Origin of the sequence: Shewanella sp. (assembly GCF_041630135.1) — a bacterium.
GTDB lineage: Bacteria > Pseudomonadota > Gammaproteobacteria > Enterobacterales > Shewanellaceae > Shewanella.
Window position 1 is genome coordinate 1 of the sequence record NZ_JBFKLW010000080.1, and the last position, 15,971, is coordinate 15,971.

General features: G+C 54.9%; 18 protein-coding genes. 10 read left to right on the forward strand and 8 right to left on the reverse strand.

Features of this window, described 5'->3' with window-relative positions; all coding sequences use genetic code 11:
* Positions 1-33: 33 nt before the first annotated feature.
* The 4 genes from ABYK60_RS16750 to ABYK60_RS16765 all read left to right on the forward strand — a co-directional run bounded on the left by ABYK60_RS16750 (position 34) and on the right by ABYK60_RS16765 (position 3,023).
* Positions 34-957: a DUF368 domain-containing protein gene (locus ABYK60_RS16750; RefSeq protein ID WP_372873164.1), complete on the forward strand. Its 924-nt coding sequence runs from the start codon at positions 34-36 to the stop codon at positions 955-957.
* Between the two features lie 310 nt (positions 958-1,267).
* On the forward strand, positions 1,268-2,164 hold the full coding sequence (locus ABYK60_RS16755) for a lysostaphin resistance A-like protein (protein ID WP_372873149.1): 897 nt from the start codon (positions 1,268-1,270) through the stop codon (positions 2,162-2,164).
* A 283-nt stretch (positions 2,165-2,447) separates the two neighbouring features.
* Positions 2,448-2,738 (forward strand): hypothetical protein, encoded by a 291-nt coding sequence (locus tag ABYK60_RS16760; protein WP_372873150.1) that lies wholly within the window; start codon positions 2,448-2,450, stop codon positions 2,736-2,738.
* Between the two features lie 96 nt (positions 2,739-2,834).
* Positions 2,835-3,023: a hypothetical protein gene (locus ABYK60_RS16765; RefSeq protein ID WP_372873151.1), complete on the forward strand. Its 189-nt coding sequence runs from the start codon at positions 2,835-2,837 to the stop codon at positions 3,021-3,023.
* 159 nt (positions 3,024-3,182) lie between these two features.
* Here the strand turns inward: ABYK60_RS16765 and ABYK60_RS16770 are convergent, their stop codons facing one another.
* From ABYK60_RS16770 to yjjX, 6 genes are all read right to left on the reverse strand, one after another.
* Positions 3,183-4,352: a membrane dipeptidase gene (locus ABYK60_RS16770; RefSeq protein WP_372873152.1), complete on the reverse strand. Its 1,170-nt coding sequence runs from the start codon at positions 4,350-4,352 to the stop codon at positions 3,183-3,185.
* Between the two features lie 16 nt (positions 4,353-4,368).
* On the reverse strand, positions 4,369-4,854 hold the full coding sequence (locus tag ABYK60_RS16775; RefSeq protein ID WP_372873153.1) for a SufE family protein: 486 nt from the start codon (positions 4,852-4,854) through the stop codon (positions 4,369-4,371).
* Between the two features lie 38 nt (positions 4,855-4,892).
* Positions 4,893-6,149, reverse strand: a complete 1,257-nt coding sequence (locus ABYK60_RS16780; RefSeq protein WP_372873154.1) for an aminotransferase class V-fold PLP-dependent enzyme — start codon at positions 6,147-6,149, stop codon at positions 4,893-4,895.
* 95 nt (positions 6,150-6,244) lie between these two features.
* On the reverse strand, positions 6,245-7,285 hold the full coding sequence (locus ABYK60_RS16785; RefSeq protein ID WP_372873155.1) for an NADP(H)-dependent aldo-keto reductase: 1,041 nt from the start codon (positions 7,283-7,285) through the stop codon (positions 6,245-6,247).
* Between the two features lie 124 nt (positions 7,286-7,409).
* Positions 7,410-8,345, reverse strand: coding sequence for a GNAT family N-acetyltransferase (locus ABYK60_RS16790; protein ID WP_372873156.1), 936 nt, complete (start codon positions 8,343-8,345; stop codon positions 7,410-7,412).
* 68 nt (positions 8,346-8,413) lie between these two features.
* Positions 8,414-8,962, reverse strand: a complete 549-nt coding sequence (gene yjjX, locus ABYK60_RS16795) for an inosine/xanthosine triphosphatase (RefSeq protein WP_372873157.1) — start codon at positions 8,960-8,962, stop codon at positions 8,414-8,416.
* Between the two features lie 549 nt (positions 8,963-9,511).
* Here yjjX and ABYK60_RS16800 point away from each other — a divergent pair.
* Complete coding sequence (locus tag ABYK60_RS16800; RefSeq protein ID WP_372873165.1) at positions 9,512-10,738, forward strand: serine/threonine transporter; 1,227 nt, start codon at positions 9,512-9,514, stop codon at positions 10,736-10,738.
* Positions 10,739-10,788: 50 nt separating this feature from the next.
* Positions 10,789-12,153, forward strand: coding sequence for an L-serine ammonia-lyase (locus ABYK60_RS16805; protein WP_372873158.1), 1,365 nt, complete (start codon positions 10,789-10,791; stop codon positions 12,151-12,153).
* Positions 12,154-12,205: 52 nt separating this feature from the next.
* Here ABYK60_RS16805 and ABYK60_RS16810 read toward each other — a convergent pair whose 3' ends face one another.
* Positions 12,206-12,658 carry an N-acetyltransferase family protein gene (locus ABYK60_RS16810; RefSeq protein WP_372873159.1) on the reverse strand — a complete coding sequence of 151 codons (453 nt, stop codon included), beginning with the start codon at positions 12,656-12,658 and terminating at the stop codon, positions 12,206-12,208.
* A 247-nt stretch (positions 12,659-12,905) separates the two neighbouring features.
* Between ABYK60_RS16810 and ABYK60_RS16815 the strand changes: the two genes are divergently transcribed.
* Positions 12,906-13,199, forward strand: a complete 294-nt coding sequence (locus ABYK60_RS16815) for a hypothetical protein (protein WP_372873160.1) — start codon at positions 12,906-12,908, stop codon at positions 13,197-13,199.
* 133 nt (positions 13,200-13,332) lie between these two features.
* Entirely contained in the window at positions 13,333-14,619 is a 1,287-nt protein-coding gene (locus ABYK60_RS16820) for a dicarboxylate/amino acid:cation symporter (protein WP_372873161.1), read from the forward strand.
* Between the two features lie 86 nt (positions 14,620-14,705).
* On the opposite strand, the gene ABYK60_RS16825 is transcribed toward ABYK60_RS16820, so the two are convergent.
* A complete protein-coding gene (locus tag ABYK60_RS16825) occupies positions 14,706-15,119 on the reverse strand; it encodes an META domain-containing protein (protein WP_372873162.1) in 414 nt (137 codons plus the stop codon).
* 55 nt (positions 15,120-15,174) lie between these two features.
* On the opposite strand from ABYK60_RS16825, the gene ABYK60_RS16830 reads away from it, so the two are divergent.
* Both ABYK60_RS16830 and ABYK60_RS16835 read left to right on the forward strand, forming a co-directional pair.
* Positions 15,175-15,411, forward strand: a complete 237-nt coding sequence (locus ABYK60_RS16830) for a hypothetical protein (RefSeq protein ID WP_372873166.1) — start codon at positions 15,175-15,177, stop codon at positions 15,409-15,411.
* 20 nt (positions 15,412-15,431) lie between these two features.
* Positions 15,432-15,971 (forward strand): hypothetical protein (locus ABYK60_RS16835; RefSeq protein ID WP_372873163.1); only part of this gene is annotated, 540 nt, incomplete at its 3' end.

Consider the following 15,971-nt stretch of genomic DNA (forward strand, 5'->3'; position numbering starts at 1 on the left):
TCGGCCAGGTGCCGGTATTTTTTGGGGAATTGGGTGAACAACTTACTGACCTACTTTAAAGGGCTCGCCATGGGCGCAGCCGACGTGGTGCCCGGTGTATCCGGCGGCACCATCGCCTTTATCACGGGGATCCTGGATAAGCTGCTGGACAGCGTAAGGGCGATTAACCCCTCGCTTATCAAGCTAATACGTGAAGAGGGGGGCAAGGCTGCCTGGGAGCGGATCAATGGCACCTTCCTGGTGTGTCTGTTTGGCGGTATCCTCACCAGTATTTTCAGCCTCGCCAAGCTGATTTCTTACCTGTTGGCAAACCATCCCATTCCTGTGTGGTCTTTCTTTTTTGGCCTGATTTTGGTGTCAGTGTGGCATATGCTGCGCCAGGTTACAGGCTTCAATGCAGGGCGGATTGCGCTGTTTGCCCTCGGTGCCCTGGTGGCCTGGGGCATTACCGTGCTTACCCCCACAGAAATTCCGGCCACCTATCTTAACGTGTTCCTCGGCGGTGCTATTGCCATTTGCGCCATGATTTTGCCGGGCATTTCCGGCAGCTTTATCCTGCTCTTGCTCGGCCTCTACCCTGCGGTGCTTGCCGCTGCCAAGGGATTGCAGCTCGATATCCTTGCCTGCTTTGCTATGGGCGCTATTTGCGGCATCTTAAGTTTCAGCCATTTGCTGTCGATGCTGCTGCGTAAATTCCACGACGCTTCTATCTTCTTTCTCACCGGATTGATGCTGGGCACCCTGGGTAAGATCTGGCCCTGGAAAGAAACTATCAGCTGGCGCACCAACTCCCATGGCGAGCAGGTGCCACTGGCGCAGCAAAACTTAACCCCATGGGGCTTTGAGCAGCAGAGCGGCGAGTCATCACAGCTGGTTTTTGCCATCGTCTGCGCCTTTGCGGGTATTGCTCTGGTACTGATTATCGAGAAGCTCGGCGAGGCCAAACCCAGCCACTGATTTGGTTTCACACGCACTGATTACGAATACAAAAAGCCCGCGATTGCGGGCTTTTTGCTTAGCAGATGCTGACTGTCTGTAGCCGGGAAACAGGCCGGGTGGCACACAGTCAGCATGGCTTATATAAGCTGCTGCTTAATTTTGTGTCGGCCTTTGTTTGATTATTGCTCGCCAATGCTTGTGGCAGTAAGTTACTGTAGTTGCTTCATTTGTGAAGTGCAAAGCGCTGGCATAACAACAATAGCGGCCGCAGCTATTGTGCACGTGTGCAAGCGCGGGTTGAGCAGGGATTTATAGGCAGGATGTGTTCATGGATATGAAAGCAAGGGATATGGCGGGAAATTTATGCACCTTGAGAGGCGTGCTGATCAAGCTGCTCATTGCCGCCCTCTTTATTGGTGGCGCCATTGCGCTGTTTCGTTTTGGGCTATTGCCGCTTTTGGCCAAGTTGTTGTCGCTTGGGGAGAGCGAACTTGCGGCGCTGCGCCGTGGCGGTATTTTAGTGTGCTTGCTGCTGGGTTACTGGGGCTATGTGCATGTGGCTGAAAAGCGCCGCCCAGCAGAGCTTGCCCTCAGGCCCGCCAGCATTGCCCTTGGCGCTTTGCTGGCGGTTGCCATGATTGCGCTGGCATCAATGCTGCTGTTTGCAACCGGGGTGTATCAGCTCAATGAGTATCGCGGTTTCAGCAGCGCGCTGTTTGGCGTTGCGGGCGTGATTTTGGTCGCCGCCACCATTGAAGAAGTGGTGTTTCGCGGCGTGATGTTTCAGGCACTGGAAAGCGCCTGGGGCACGGTGCCGGCGCTGTGGCTGCAATCACTGATTTTCTCGGTGCTGCACATCGCTAATCTCGACAGCAATCTGGGTACGCCTGAGCTGGTGGTTACCGTGATTTCGGGCACCCTGATAGGGGCGTTCTGGACAGTGCTGTTTGTGCAAAGCCGCAATATTTGGGTGGTGGCTGTCAACCATGCAGCCTGGAACTTTGCGGTGCTGCTCACCGGACTGCCGCTGTCAGGGCTGGACGACTGGCGCGCGCTTGCCCCCTTCGAGAGCAGCTATACCGGCCCCAACTGGCTCAGTGGCGGCACAGTCGGGCCGGAGGATAGCATAGTCACAGTGGTGCTGGTGGCGCTGGTGCTGATTGCTATGTTGCTGTGGCTTGGTAAACGCGGACGCTTTTTAGCACCGGTACAGGCCAAGCCCTGAATCCGATCGCATCGTCAGCAGGTGTCGGTTGAAGCGGCTTTGACATCAAGCGCGGCATGAGAAGATCGGCAAGATGAGCGGAATGAATAGCTGCCAGTTCGCAAATACGCCCATGCTCACTTTCAGTCACAGATGATATTTACTAAGTTGTAAATCAAATTGAAAAACAGTGTGTTGTGACGTTTTGCCTGGTTGAACTAGGGTGGGAATGCTCTGTACACCACGCGGATAAAAGCGTGCATGCGCACTATACAGCTGTTACGTGTTTTAAGGAGTAGACAGATTGGCTGAATTATTAGGAGTTTTATTTCCATGCTTGGTCGCGCTATATCTGATTGTAAATACGCAACTTGATACTTACCGGAAAAGGATTCGTTTTTTGGAAGTTAAAGTAGATGCTCTTTTCAAACATACAGGTATTGAATTTGACGATGGCACCCTTGTTCCGGTTGAGGTTCATAAGGCGGTAAAAGCCGGCCAAAGGTTAAAGGCTATCCGGCTTTATCGCAAAATTACCGGTGCTGGTTTAAAAGAGGCATCAGAAGTAATCGATGGCTTGGTTAAAAACACATAACAAGGCGCATCACTCGCGGCCTGCGGCCGCTGGGACGTCAACCCGCTGCGCGGCTCGTCGCCCGTGTGCATTGCGCTAGTTGCTTATGGAGTTCAAATGGGTAATTGGAACAAAAATGATATAGCTAAAAAAAATCCAGTAGCATTTGGCCTTGGTATAGGGATCGCGATTGGTTCTGGCATTGGTGTAGCTCTTGGAAATCTAGCTCTAGGAATAGGAGTCGGGGTTGCAATTGGCGCTGCAATTGGCTTAGAGCAAAAGAGAAAACAAAATAACAACGAATAAGTCAGTGATCAGTAACTAACAAGATGCGGCTGGAGAAAGCCCGCCAAAATTCGCTTCGCAGCGGGCTTGGGACTCGTCACCCCGCCCCAGCGCTAAACGTTAATCTCCCAAATCCGCACACTCTCTGCTAACTAGTGCCAGCCGCAGCGCCATCGCCGCTTACACCAGCACTTGCTGCAATACCCGCTGCCAGTTGCCACCGACAATCTTATCGGTGTCGCTGGCACTGAAGCCTGCGGCTTTGAGAGCATCGTAAATGCGCGACATGCGCTCGATATGGTTAAGCTCGGGAATGACCACGTGCACCGGCTCATGGTCGAAGCCAAGCACCTTTTTGGCGCGCAGGCTGTGCCACCAGTCCAGATACTCTTTTACCCCTTCGGCATTGTCATTGTTGAGTTTGAGCAGGTTTTCCTGGCCGCGCAGCGGATAGTCGTTGGCAATGGCCACGGCATCGATGCCACCCACATTGGCCACATGCTTAAGCTGAGCCAGGTAATGGGCCGTCGTGGGCACAGGGTCATTGGTGAGCCAGAAGCTCATCATAAACACGCCAAACACGCCGCCGCTGTCGGCGATGGCGCGGATAACTGAGTCTGGCGAGCAGCGGGCGTGGTTAACGATGGCGCGTACTGCGCCATGGCTTTGCACCACAGGCATGCGTGAGGCTTTAAGGGTATCCAGCGCTGTTTGCTCGGACGAGTGGCTTAAATCAATCAAAATGCCGCTGTCGTTCAGTTTATCCACCAAGGCAAAGCCCTTGGGTGACAGTGGCAGGTTGAGGCCGCCGCGCTCGTCGTAATCCAGTGCGCCACCGGCAAAGCTGTTGCCGTAGTGGTGGGTGAGCTGCAATACCCTCAGGCCCTGGCGGTAAAACTCATCCACCTGTGAAAGCCGCTCTTCGACGCAGTCGGCGCCCTGTATCTGGAAAAACAGTGCGGTGCGGCCTGTGTCGCGGGCGAGGGTGATATCGCTGCCACTGAGGCCCTGAAGCAGAACATCGGGATTGGCGGCAACCCGGGCGGTGGCTTCTCTGATGGACTTCATGCACGCCTTGTAGGTGCGCTTGTAGTTGACTGTGCCGTCTTCCTGCACCACTTCTTCGATGGCGGAAATATCGCAAAGGTAGGCATTCAGCTTGGAGGCGCGAAGATCGGCAAGGTCATCCGGTAAAAACGACAGACCGTCGATAAACAGTGGCTTGGCTGCTGTTTTGGGGAGCTTGCCTGAGCCTGCCGGCTTTTGGGCCAGGCCTGCTATTGGCAGTCCGGCCAACAGGGCGCCTGCGCCCATGGCCTTGAGCAGCGAACGCTTGTGTATGTCAGTCATGCCGGTTCCTTATAAGTCAATTTTCGCCTTGGCTGGCAAAGGTCTGAATGGCTTGAGCCAGGGCGTAAAGGCCGTTGGTGCGCGAAGGACTGAGTTGCCCATCGAGGCCAATGGCTTTGAAATAAGCTTCAATATCGAATGCGGTAATGTATTGCGCCGTCTGGCCGGAAAGCTGACCCAGCAGCAGGGCAATCAGGCCATTGACGATACGGGCATCCGAGGCGGCAATAAAATAATGCCGCAGTTCACCTGCCTGTGCGTTTGCGTGGTGATACAGCCAGGCGGCACTTTCGCAGCCGCGCACCCGCGCCTCTTCTGTCTGCCACTGAGCCGGCAGTGGCGTGAGCGCCTTGCCGCCGAGCATCAGGGCGCGGTATTTCTCCTGCCAATTGGGGGCTGATGCGACCTGCTCGCCCAGGGCAAGCAATGCCTGTTGGCTGGCGGTGTGGCGGGCGCTGAAGTCATTGGCCTGTGGGCGCTCGGCTGTGCTTTTATCAGACATGCTGTCCTCTGAAAAAATAGTTTGCTGAACCTGGGCGGTCAGTCATCCAGCCCCAGCAGTTCGGCGCAGTTTTTGAGCGCCGCAATAAAACGGTCGATATCGTCTTTGCTGGTATAGAGGCCGATGGAGGCGCGGCAGCACCCCTTCACCCCAATAATTGCCATCAGCGGCATGGCGCAGTGGTGGCCGCAGCGCACCGCAATACCATATTTATCCAGCAATATGCCCACGTCCTGATGATGTTCATCAGCAAGGTTAAAGGCCACGGCGCCGCTGTTTGCTGCTTCCGGCGCCAGTGCCTCTTGAGCAAAGGTCTCGGTGGCAACGCCATAGAGTTTGACGGCGGGGATGCTGGCAAGCCCCCGGGTGAGCTGGCTCATGAGCTGCTGTTCGTGGCGCTCGAGGGCGGCGCGATCGAGCGTGTTTAAAAAGTCGATGGCGGCACCAAGGCCTATCACAGAGGCAATGGGCGGGGTGCCGGCCTCGAGGCGGTTTGGCAACTCGCCAAAATGGGTGCCATCGAAGCTGACGGTCTTAATCATTTCGCCGCCGGTGAGCAGGGGTGTGAGCGTATCGAGCACCTCAAAGCGGCCGAAGAGCACGCCCACGCCATCGGGGCCATACATTTTGTGGCCGGAGAACACGTAAAAGTCGCAGCCGATATCCATCACATCCACCGCGCGGTGGGCTACCGCCTGAGCGCCATCCACCAGGGTTAACGCCCCTTTGGCGCGGGCTTTGGCGCACAGGGCTTTGACATCATTCACAGTGCCGAGCACGTTGGAGATGTGACTGAGCGCCACCAGCTTTACATTTTCGGTTAACAGCCCATCGAAAGCGGCTTCATCCAGGCGCAGATCATGGGTCAGGGGAATGGGCTTAACCACAGCGCCACTGCGTTTGGCCAGTTCCTGCCAGGGCACCAGATTGGCGTGGTGGGCGGCGCTGTCCACCAGGATGATATCGCCGCGGCCAAGCTGGGGCGTCAGGCCGTGAGCCACCAGATTTATTGCCTCGGTGGTGCCATGGGTGAAAATAATCTCTTCGCGCCGACTGGCATGAATAAAGCGTTGCAGCTTATCGCGCACCGCTTCGTAACGTGCGGTGGCGCGGGCCGACAGCGTGTGGGCGGCGCGGTGCACGTTGGCGTTGTCGGTTGCCAGAAACTGCGCCATGGCATCCAGCACCTGCCGTGGCTTTTGGCTGGTGGCAGCGGTGTCGAGATACACCAGCGGATAGTCACCTATCTGTTGGTCGAGGGCGGGAAACTGGGCGCGAAGGCTGGATATATCCATTAACTGTCAAAGCGTACGGCTAAAAAAAGCGAATGCTGTGATCTTTAAGGATTTGCGCGGCCATTGCAAGGCCGCGCGCCGGATATTGCGGATTTTCAGGGGCAGGGCAGGCGGTAGATTTCACCAAGGGCGTTAATGCGCTCAAAAAGCTCGGCTGACAGGGTAACATCGAGGCTGTCGATGTTCTCTTTAAGCTGCTCAAGATTGGTGGCACCTATGATGTTACTGCCGACGAAGCTTTGGCTGTTGACAAAGGCCAGTGCCATTTGCGCAGGGCTTAAGCCAAACTCTTTGGCAAGCTTTACATAGGCTTGGGTGGCGGCTTTGGCGGTGTCTGAACCTGTGTAGCGGGCAAAGCGTTTGAACAGGGTAAGGCGGGCTTTTTCGGGCCAGTTGCCATCGAGGTACTTGCCGGTAAGAGTGCCAAAGGCCAGTGGCGAGTAGGCCAGCAGCGGCAGTTCTTCGCGGTGGCTGATTTCGCTCATACCCACTTCAAAGCTGCGGTTAAGCAGATTGTAGGGGTTTTGAATCGAGACGATACGCGGCAATCCGTGTTTATCGGCCAGATGCAGGTACTTCATGATCCCCCAGGGTGTCTCGTTGGACACCCCTATGTAGCGGATTTTCCCCACCCGGATCAGTTCGGCCAGCGCTTCGAGGGTTTCGATAATGGGTGTCTGGTGCTCGGCGTCATCACGCTCGTACATCAGCTCGCCGAAGAAGTTGGTGTTTCTGTCGGGCCAGTGCAGCTGATACAGGTCAATGGTGTCTATGCCAAGGCGGGTGAGAGAGGCATCCACTGCCTCGTGAATATTGTTCCAGTCCAGCGCCATCTTGGGGCGGATATAGTCGCCCTTGCCACCGTGGGCGCAGATTTTGGTGGCGATAATCAAATCGTCACGGTTGCCCCGGGCTTTTAGATAATTACCAAGAATTTGCTCAGTGGCGCCCTGAGTCTCTGGGCGTGGCGGCACCGGATACATTTCGGCGGCGTCGATAAAGTTAATGCCGCGGCCGATGGCGTAATCGAGCTGTGCGAAGGCTTCGGCTTCGGTGTTCTGTTCGCCCCAGGTCATGGTGCCAAGGCACAGGGTACTGACCTCAAGGCTGGAGTGGGGCAGGCGGCGATATTCCATGAAAAAATCCTCTGAAGGCCCAATATCCTGAAACTATCAAGTTTGCCTTTTAATGCAAGCGGCCCCGGCACGGGAGCGCGCGACAGCGTAAAAAAACGACAGCCTGGCCTGGGTATGTGCTGATTTACGTTAAACGTTTGAGCATGGGCATTTCACAGGCATCGTGACCTGTGGCACCCATAGGGGCGGTAAGGTGTTCAAATCCAAGGGATTCGTATAGTTTTACCGCTTCAATCAGTACAGCGGTGGTTTCAAGGTAGCATTCGCGGTAGCCCGCTTCGCGGGCAAAGGCCAGCGCATGATTGGCCAGACGCCGGGCCAGCCCCTTGCCGCGGATGGCGGGCATAAAGTACATCTTTTGCAGCTCGCACACGCCGGGCTCGCTGGCGAGTGGGGCAATGCCACCGCCCCCCAGTACTTCGCCTTTATCCAATATCACCCAATAGATGGCACCGGGCACGTTGTAGACCTCGCTTAAGCAGTCGAGGGTGGGGTCGGCTACCCCATAGCCTTTGTCCGGGGTCAGGCCATATTCGGCAGACACGGCACGGATAACGGCGGCTATGGCGGCGTTATCGTCTTGGGTGATGGGGCGGATCTCAATGCCATCCTGGGCCTTGGACTGGATGATCGCCCGCTGGAAGCGGCCGAGTGCCAGGGCAATCTGTTGGCTCTCTTCATTGCTTAACTGCGACAACACCTGATGGAAATAGCTGTCCTGCTGCTCGTCCAGTTTTACCAGCATGGCGCGCCCCTTGGCGGTGAGGCTTGCCTGCAGGCTGCGGCTGTCGCGATTGTTAACCTTGGTCTCGGCGAGTTTTTTCTCTACCAGGTGAGTCACAGCGCGGCTGGCGTTGGATTTGTCGATATTCAGCACCAGCGCCAATTGCTTGATGGACAAGCTTTGTTGACCCAGCTCCAGCAGCGCATGGGCCTGAACAGGGCTTAAGGGCAACTGACCACTGGCGCCGGAGAGCATGCCGAGCTGTCGCACCAATTGGCGTGACAGCTGGCGGATTTCCCGTGCCAAAGGCGCGGGTGAGTTATCGGATTTATCCATCTTTCAGTCAGGTTCGTTGCGAATTACAACTAAACTAACACTTTTTTAACGTCTGGCAAGTCCCGGGATCACAGATTGTGGTAAAGCTCGGGATGCAGCAGCGGTGCCATGGCAAGAATGAGCGCCTGACGGTAGCTGCTTTCGCGGGTTTCGGCATTGTGGGTCAGCAGTGCAATGGCGCCGCCCGCCTGCTTGATATTGGTGGTGTTAAACAGCCGGTCCATCACATGGCCAAGTTCTTCGCCCGCCTCAAGGGCAGCAAATACCTGCTCAGGCAAAGGCAACTGGCTGCTGCGGCCCACCGCCATCTCACCGCCTTCACGGATAATGACCACGTAGGCGAAGGTGGCCGGGCCATCTTCGAGCCGGTCGACGCCGCCTTCCATGGCCACATAAAACAGGGCACCGCCCTTGGCTTCGCAGGCTCTGGCACGATTGACAGCGCCGAGGCGGGTATCGGCACTGGTCATGGGTTGGTCGGGCACGCCAGAGGGCACCGACATACCTTTGCATTCAATAACGGCATGGGGAAACAGTGCCTCAAAGGCATGTTTGGCGGCGGCAACCTTTACCGGATTGGTAGAGCCCACCAGCACGGGAATCAATTCTTGGGTCATGAAGGATATAGCCTTTGGCAAACAGTGGTTGAATTTTAAAGTGCCCGGGCTTTATTGCCCGGAAGCTGAGCCTATTGTCACCCCTGTTACCTGATGCAGCAAGCTGCTTGCCTGGGTTTGTGTGGTTGCAGTCAGTGGGCGGGAAACTTTTATGGGGCCTGCAGGATAAGCTTCGCCGTTTTTAACCGTAACAGGATTGCCGGCTGGCGCACTTTGGTTGGGTCAGTGTGGCACTTGTATCTCCGGCGTTTCCCGGGGTTAACGGCGGGTTATGGAATGGCTGTTGATATGAAAATTAATTACATAAACAGCGAGATCAGGATCGCAATATCAGCATTTGATGAAATTTAATTACGTAATTTGACTGTGGATCAAAGGTTGGATTTTGCCTTTTGGCTATGCTCTCGGCGAATTTTGAGTCGCGACTCATACCCCAATGTTTACCGCACTTTCGGTGCCAAGGTTGAGCCTATGTCCAACGAAGCCATGACTGCCGCTACCCGGCAAGCAACCCCCTCACACACATCTTCTGCGCCAGTAAATAGTGCCATGCCCTGGACGGCGCAGGATACCACATGGATGCTCAGCCTGTTCGGCACAGCGGTGGGCGCAGGTATTTTGTTTTTGCCCATTAACGCCGGTATGGGTGGCTTTTGGCCGCTGGTGATGATGGCACTGTTGATTGGCCCCATGACCTATCTGGCCCACCGCGGGCTGTCGCGTTTTGTGTGCTCCTCATCCATTGCCGGCAGTGATATCACCCAGGTGGTGGAAGAGCACTTCGGCAAGGGCGCCGGTAAAGCCATTACCCTGCTGTATTTCTTCGCGATTTACCCGATAGTGCTTATTTATGGCGTGGGTATTACCAACGTGGTCGACAGCTTTATGGTCAACCAGCTGGGTATGGAGTCGCTGCCGCGCTGGCTGCTCTCGGGTGTGCTTATTCTCGGCATGATGTCGGTGATGGTGGCCGGTGAAAAAATGATGCTTAAGGTGACCCAGTTCCTGGTGTATCCGCTGGTGGCCATCCTTGCCTTTATGTCGCTTTATATGATGCCCAACTGGAACCTGGCCGCGGTGAAAGAAGTGCCTGCCGCCGGAGACTTTCTCGGCACTATCTGGCTGACGATTCCAGTGCTGATTTTTGCCTTTAACCACTCGCCTGCTATCAGTCAGTTTGCGGTTTCCCTCAAGCGTGAGCACGGCGCCAATGCGTCGCGTAAGGCCGACATTATTCTGCGCAACACCGCCATGATGCTGGTGGGTTTTGTAATGCTGTTCGTGTTCTCTTGCGTGCTGTCGTTAAGCCCAGCGCAGCTGGCCGAAGCCAAGAGCCAGAACCTGCCTATTCTGTCGTACCTGGCCAACGTGTTCGACAGTGGCTTTATCAGCTACTTTGGTCCTTTTATCGCCTTTGTGGCCATTGTGTCATCCTTCTTTGGTCACTACATGGGTGCCAGTGAAGGTATGCGCGGCATTATCGTTAAGCAGTTCGAAGGCAAGGGCAAGGCGGTTAACGAAGCCAAACTGAACCGCTTTATCCTCGGCTTTATGTTCCTGACCATCTGGGCTGTTGCGGTTATCAACCCCAGCATCCTTGGCATGATTGAAGCCCTCGGTGGCCCTATTATTGCCGCCATCCTTTACCTGATGCCTATGTACGCCGTGTATCGCGTACCAGCGCTCAAGGCCTATCGCGGCCGCATCAGCAATATCTTCGTAATAATTGCCGGTTTGCTGTCGATGACTGCCATCCTCTACGGTCTGGCGGCCTAAGTTGATTGACAGGCGGCGCACTGCGCCGCCTCTGCGTTTTGGAGTCTTCCATGTTCAGTACCTTTGATATTTACAAAATTGGTATCGGGCCTTCGAGTTCCCATACAGTCGGGCCGATGAAGGCAGCCAAAGCCTTTGTGGATATTCTTGATAACTTAAATCTTTCCGGTCGGGTCGATAGCCTGAAAGCCGATGTATATGGTTCGCTGTCGCTCACCGGTAAGGGCCACCATACCGACATCGCCATTTTGCTTGGGCTTATGGGCAACAGCCCTGAAAGCGTGGATATCGATGCGATCCCCGCAACCATTGCCGCCGTCAATGAGTCAGAAACCCTGTGGCTTGAAAGCGGCAGACCGGTGCGTTTTGCCCGCGAGGCCATGGTGTTTCACCCCCATGCCTTGCCACTGCATGAAAACGCCATGACCTTAAGCGCCTTTGCCGGGGATGAGCTGCTGCTCTCGAAAACCTACTACTCCATCGGTGGTGGTTTTGTGGTGGAGGAGGCCGATTTTGGCAAGGTGCAGGGCGGCGAGACCCTGTTCCCCTATCCATTCGAAAATGCCGAGCGCTTGGTAGCGCTGTGCCGCGATGAAGGGGTAAGCATTTCTACCCTGATGCTGGCCAATGAAAAGGCCTGTCACAGTGAAGAGTATATTTATCGTGGATTTCGCGATATCTGGCTGACCATGAAGCAGGCTATTGAGCGTGGCTGCCACACCGAAGGTGTGCTTGCCGGGCCTCTGCGGGTGCCGCGCCGGGCACCGGCGCTGCTGAAACAGCTTGAAAGCAATGGCCGCATCAGCAGCGATCCGATGGAAATTGTGGATTGGGTTAACCTGTTTGCATTGGCGGTTAGCGAAGAAAATGCCGCCGGTGGCCGGGTGGTGACTGCGCCTACCAATGGTGCGGCCGGGATCATTCCGGCGGTGATGGCCTACTTTGATCGCTTTATTCAGCCGCTTGGGCAAAAGGAATACAGCCGCTTCCTGCTGGCCTCCGCGGCCATTGGCAGTTTGTACAAGCGCAATGCCTCTATTTCGGGTGCCGAAGTGGGTTGTCAGGGCGAAGTGGGGGTAGCCTGCTCTATGGCAGCGGCAGGGCTTGCGGAGCTAATGGGTGCCAGTCCGGCGCAGGTGTGTATGGCGGCTGAAATCGCCATGGAGCACAACCTGGGGCTGACCTGCGATCCGGTGGCAGGCCAGGTGCAGGTGCCCTGTATCGAGCGTAATGCCATTGCTGCGGTGAAAGCGGTGAATGCCGCGCGGATGGCGCTGCGGCGCACTTCAGACCCCAGAGTCAGCCTCGATAAAGTGATTGCCACCATGTACGAGACCGGCAAAGACATGCATGCCAAGTACCGTGAAACCAGCCTGGGTGGCCTTGCCATCAAGGTCACCAGTATTTGTGACTAAACTGAAAAGGCCATCGATGATGGCCTTTTTTATCTCAGAAATTAACCTGTTATCAGTTTTTCGGTTTTTCTTCGTACATCAGGTAATAGCTCTTTTCCATGCCAAGGGCTTCGTAGGTGCGCTGGGCATTGGCGTTTTCCTGCTCCACATAGAGGCGGAAACTGGCGGCGCCACCGGACTCGGTAGCCAGGTCTTTGACGGCCTGATACAGACGGGAGTAAATGCCTTTGCGTCTGTGCTCAGGGCGAATGTACACGCTCTGGATCCAGTAATAGTCTTTGGCGCGCCAGTCACTCCACTCGAAGGTAACCATCAGCGAGCCGGCAATCTCACCATCGATATCGGCCACCAGGTAAAAGCCCTTGGCGGGGTTTTCCAGCAGGGTGGATACGCCCTTGGTAAGCGTGGCTGTATCGAGCTGCAGGCCCTCGGTTTCCATTGCCATGGCCTGGTTGAAATTGACGATATCGGTTAAGTCGGCCGCCACAGCCTTGCGTATGTTCATGGGTCATTCCTGTTATTGTTTTTGAACGGGTAATTTACCACGGTCATATAAGCATGCGAACGGGGATTGTTGTTCTGGAGGATGCAGATATTGCCAATCATCATGGTTTGACCAGCTTATTCGACTAAAGTCGAATAAGCTGGCTACACTTTAGACATGGACGGCACCTGTTTTTCCCGGTGCCTCCAGATAAAGGACAGCAATTCAGGGAATGTCGCATTACCATTGGCATTCGGTGGAGGCCTCCATGATAAAGCGGATTCATACCAGCAGACCTCGTTGTTTTTCAAAAAATGTATCCCCAGCTCAGCCACCGCAGGGGATATGTCACCCCTTGCACTTCTGTCTTACTCTCGTCACTTTTGGCCTTTGGGCTCTGGTATGGTGGTATTTGATTTTAAAGCAGGAAGGTCGAGCAGCTGATTTACTCGCCGGATTTGATGATGATTATTGGAGCTACCTGATTGAGCGGGAGCAGCCACCTGCCGCCTTGTATCCGCAGCAGTTTGGTCAGGAGCAACGAGGCTTTTTCGAGGCCTGACAGTGCAGAACTTGTGAAGCCGATCCTCTCGGCTTTTATGGTGAAATGTTAATATTCGCCGTCGGCGTTTGCTGCCGATCACGCGAAGACGGAACCTTGCGTGCCCTATTGGCTCATCTGAAAAGGTTCTGCTATGTCTACCCCTTCTGCTAGTCTTTGGCGCCGTTGGTGCGCCGTGCCTCTTTGGTTGCAAATTCTTACCGGTATGATGCTTGGCATAGCGGCGGGTTTGACCCTGGGAAGCGATGCCAGTGTGCTAAAGCCCATAGGTACTCTGTTTGTAAATACCATCAAGATGTTGATTGTTCCGCTGGTGTTTTGCTCGCTGATTGTGGGGGTGACCTCGATGCAGGATACGGCTCGTATGGGGCGTATCGGCTTTAAATCTTTCGCGTTTTATCTTGGAACCACTGCTATTGCTATTTCGGTGGGGTTGTTGGTGGGCTGGCTGCTGGAGCCGGGTGCGGGTCTTAGTCTGGAAGGACAGGATCTCAGCGCCGAGGTGAAGGCGGTTCCCTCGCTACTGGATACATTGATTAATATAGTGCCCACCAATCCAGTGGCGGCGCTGGCCAGTGGTCAGATTTTGCAGGTTATTGTGTTTGCAGTGGCATTGGGTGTTGCGCTGGTGCTTATTGGTGACCATGGCAAGCCTGCCATCAAGGTATTTGAGAGCCTTGCCGAAGCCATGTACAAGCTCACCGACATGGTGATGAAGCTGGCACCTTATGGCGTATTTGGTCTGATGGCCTGGGTGGCAGGCGAGTACGGCATGGATATGCTGCTGCCGCTGATTAAGGTGATTTTTGCCGTATATCTGGGCTGTGCCCTGCATATTCTGGGCTTTTATTCGTTGGTGCTTAAACTGGTGGCCGGGCTGAATCCCATTCAGTTTTTTAAAGGCATCAGCAATGCCATGGCGGTGGCATTTACCACCTCAAGCAGTGCCGGCACCCTGCCGGCCAGCATGAAGTGTGCGAGCGAATATCTCGGCGTAAACAAGAAGATATCCAGTTTTGTTCTGCCCCTTGGCACCACCATTAACATGGATGGTACGGCGCTGTATCAGGGCGTGACCGCACTGTTTGTGGCCCAGGCTTTCGGTGTGGACTTAACCTGGGTGGATTACCTGACAATTGTGCTGACCGCAACGCTGGCGTCCATCGGCACCGCCGGGGTGCCCGGTGCTGGTCTGGTGATGTTAACTCTGGTGCTGACCACCGTCGGCCTGCCACTGGAGGGAGTAGCGATAATCGCCGGTATTGACCGGGTGCTGGATATGGCGCGAACCGTCGTGAATGTGTCGGGCGATTTGGTGGCAACGACCGTTATCGCCCGCTCCGAAGGAGAGATAGATATTGTGCATTACAATGCGGACATGGAAACCAGCGCTGAAATGGCCGGTAGCCGCGATCTGTAATTGGACGCATCAGCGTCTCTGCAATGTGAGCGAGCATTAAGTCATGAAAAAGCCCCGGACAGCGGGGCTTTTTTCTCTGAGGAAAATCAGAACCGGCTCATAATCACTATGGTTTGCCCCGTCTCATCAAGCAGCAGCATTTTCCCTTTGGCTTCTCTGAAGCTATGTACCTTGGGCAGGGCATCCGATACACGGGTTTCCTGAATCATCAGGGCATCGACACAGGCTTTGCGTGTTGTGCCGGCGGGCATCAAGGTTAGCTGGTTTCCGTCCTGTATGTAGGAGCCGAAAAAATGGTTGCAACTGTTATTACCGGTTAATTTGCCTTTGGGCTCAAAAATCAACTGAGCCGGGCTGTAGTCTATTACCGGATGGTCGTAGACCTGTTCAATGTGCCAACTGCCCAGAAGAAGCGGTTCTGGTGTTGTTGATGACGGGGTTGTTTGGCAGCCAGCCACAGCCAGGATGGCGACAGCGATAGGGGCTAATTTCTTGATCATGCCGGTTTCCATAATGTACTTTGACGGCAAAGAACGCCGTCCTGAAGGCGATTATGTGGTGGAATCGATGAAAAGTGTAATGAAATTTCTGAAAACCCTTCACTGGATAGGTGTGGTCATGCTGGTGGCTGGTATTGGGTTGTATCTGGGAACTGAAGTTGGTGGCCAGTTGACCGGGATGCTTGTTATTGCGGTGTTGATTGGCCTGGGGTTGGTGTTCATGTCCCCCTATCCGGTGGTACTTGCGATTGAGTGGGGCAAGGCACAGGCGAGTGAGCGGGAGTCTGATTAGGAAACCAGGGGCCAGCCGAGTTGGCCGACCCCGGGATATATCAGCTCGAAGTTTTGCGTCGTCTGCGAGTCGTGGTTTTGGGTTGTATTTCGGATGCGGTATCACCTTCTGTTATTGCGGCCACCTCTTGTTTAACTGATTCTGGCGAATCGGCTGATTGGTCAGCTTGCTTGCCTGTCGCGCTTGCCTTGGATTTTCGGCTTTTTGGTGGCTTATTATCGGTCTTTGGCGCGGTGTTTGTGGCAGCGCCCGCATCTTCTGCTTTATCAGCTGCTTTTGTTGCCGGTTTTGCCGAGGACTTGGTTGCCGCCCTTGCTGATGGTTTGGTCGCGGCTTTGGATGCCGTTTTAGGGGCGGTTTTCTTTCTGGATACACCCTGTTTCTGGGATTGTGGATCCGCTACATCAGGCGCTTTATCCACGTCTTGCTCTTCGTTTACCGCAGCCGTTTTTGTTTCTGTGGCTGGCTCATCATTTCCGATGGCGGGTGGCATTGTAGCCTGCTCATTGCTGGTCTGTTCCAGAGAGTCTTGCTGCAGCGGCATATCGCCGCTGTTTTCA